The organism is Hydrocoleum sp. CS-953, from assembly GCF_002260545.1.
Classification (GTDB): Bacteria; Cyanobacteriota; Cyanobacteriia; order Cyanobacteriales; family Microcoleaceae; genus Trichodesmium.
The window spans coordinates 1-2,626 of sequence record NZ_LGSU01000283.1 but is presented as its reverse complement, the minus strand read 5'-3'; the positions used below and the strand labels follow the sequence as shown (position 1 = coordinate 2,626).

General features: G+C 40.5%; 1 protein-coding gene. It reads right to left on the bottom strand.

The window, feature by feature from the left end; all coding sequences use genetic code 11:
• Positions 1-98: 98 nt before the first annotated feature.
• Positions 99-2,306, bottom strand: a complete 2,208-nt coding sequence (locus AFK68_RS02560; RefSeq protein ID WP_094671381.1) for a PhoX family phosphatase — start codon at positions 2,304-2,306, stop codon at positions 99-101.
• Between the last annotated feature and the right edge of the window lie 320 nt (positions 2,307-2,626).

Below are 2,626 nucleotides of genomic sequence, written 5' to 3'. Positions count from 1 at the left end.
GCGGAGCGACATATAAAGCGGAGCTTTGCGTTAGCACATGGCCATTTCCGTTCCGGAATGCTCCGCAAACGCCCCTACGACTCCAGACTCCATAAACCCTAGATAATCGGTGTTGAATCTAAGCGACGAATAGCTACTACTGAAGGTTTCGGAGGATCGTTAACTTTTTTAGTTGGCCAGTTAGAACCTATAGGAACTGTACGATTTTGCATAAAATCTGAACCATCTGTTGTTTTCATGGCAAACTGACGAGTTTCTGAGGCCATATTTTGACGAATGCCACTATATTCTCCTGGATGTTGAATGGCCACAAATAAAGTTTTCCCATCTTTCGTAAAGAACGGCCCACAAGTTTCGGTTTCTGTTGGTCCAATGCCAAATAAATAAGCTTCACCAGCATTAGGACCGGAGGTAGGAATATACCAGATAGAATTATTGCCAAATAAACCACAGAGACTTGACTGGTTCATTGGTTTGTCATCCTTACCCATTCGATTTTCAGGCACTGCTTTATTATGTTTGCTGGTACTCATATCTGTCACCATCCAGAGATTACCCTGTGGGTCAAATTCTAGATTGTCAGGATTAGAAAATCCTAGTCCACCATCTGTGGGTTCCCCTCCTGTAGCAAACATTTGCCAACGAAATGTCATAGCATCTGGGCGATCGCCGTCTTCAACTAAACGCATTATCCAGCCATATTCATAAGCTGCACCATCTCGACCTTTAAATATACGTTTGTCTGGACTACCATCAGAACTACTGGGATATCCAGAAGTAAAGGCAATAAATAAACTGCCATCTTTAGCAACTTGAGTATCTTCGGGACGAGCAGCACAAGTAACGCCAGCAGCATTAGCAGCTAAATGAGCATCTATGAGAATTGTCCCTTGTTTTGCTTCGGCGTCTCCTTCGTACAAGTCCCCCAGAGTTTTATATTTTTGCTTAAAAGCTTCTATTTCTCTATCTTTTGTGGCTTTGAAGCTACCACCTTCTGGTCTTTGGGGCAAATTAATCATACCGTTAACATGGACACTTGGTAAATCTGGATTAATGGGAGTGTCCTCTTTTAAAGGAATCCAACTACCCGTACCATCAGAATTAAATTTCGCACCATATAACATTCCATTTGTCAAGAGTTGGGAGTTAGATTTGTCTGTGGGGTCTTTGACAATATCTTTACTAACAAATTTATATAGATGACCGCTACGGCGATCGCATCCTGAATAAAAGGCTAAAGGTTGATTTGCTTCTGCTCTAATACCTACTGCTTCGTGGCGATAACGACCCAACCAAGTATGTTTTGTTCCATAGTCATCAGGGTTAGCTGGATCTACTTCTACCATCCAACCATATTTATTACCTGCTAAACCAAATGCACTTCCGAGACCAACTACTCCTTTTGCACCGATAAATACAGAATTTCCTTGGGTAGGATCAACAGAAGTACCATCAGAATAAACTGCTTCAATTACATAAGCTTGAAAATTTTCTTCGGCACTAAAGACTGTTCCCCAGGGTGTAGTACCACCTGCACAATTAGCAAAACTACCGATAATCTTATCTCCTAATTTATCGTCATAACCTTTACCTTTTTTGTTAAATACTGCCACTGCGGGTCCGGTGGATTTTAAATAACGCCCGTCTTCTAATCCGGAAATTCCTGTTATTCGGCGGTCAAATTTTGAATTTGTTCTTACCCATTTTCCATCTGGTTCGCGACGAATGGAAATAACACCTATTCCCATATCGATCATTGCCTCTTTAGCAATTGTAATTATTTGTTTTTTCAGAGAACTTTTATCTAATAATTCTTGAGTATTAACACCAGATTTTACTGCTGACTGAAATGCTGCTGCTATCTCTAAAAATGGCAGAGATTTACCAATAACTTTTTCATAACTTGTTATCCAAGTTAAGGCGCTAATATATTCAAAGTTTATCGTTAATAATCCTTCGTTTTCTCCTGTTTCAATATAGGAAAGATAGTCATTGTTGTAGCCAAAACGGGAATCTCCTATTTTATCACCCCAAGAACCTATAATATCGTAGGTAAAACCTTCTGGAATTACTAAATCATCTACTACTTCGTATGTGGTATAATTATCTATTTTGAATTCTTGATTAGTGGTTGCCAAAGGCATTGGGCTTTTGACTGGTTGGAAGTTAATATTGTTGGTTGAATTGGTACTGACGGGAGATGTTTGGGTGAGTGAAGTAGAAGATTTTTGTTGACAGGAACTCAGGGTAAATGTTCCAGCACTTGCTCCCAGAAATAGGAGGAATTCTCGACGATTAATGTTCATAGATAAAGAGGTTAAGTTTGATTTTTTTAGTATAGCTTTAACCAGGAGTCAGGAGTCAGGAGTCAGAATGAAAGCCAAGTCAGGCGTAGTGCTGTGTCAAGCTTGAAAATGTGGGTTGAAAAACCTAACCCCCCAACCCCCTTCCCTGCTAGTGTTGGGGGGGTTCTTCCCTCTCAAGAGCAGGAGAGGGGTCGGGGGAGAGGTCTTCCGAGTTGCTGAAACACAATATTCATTTTCAACCTAGACACAAGTTCTACGGTTGTCAATGCCGTTGTTTGGGGGCGGGTTTATTTAATTTATTGGGGAAATGTCAATATTTT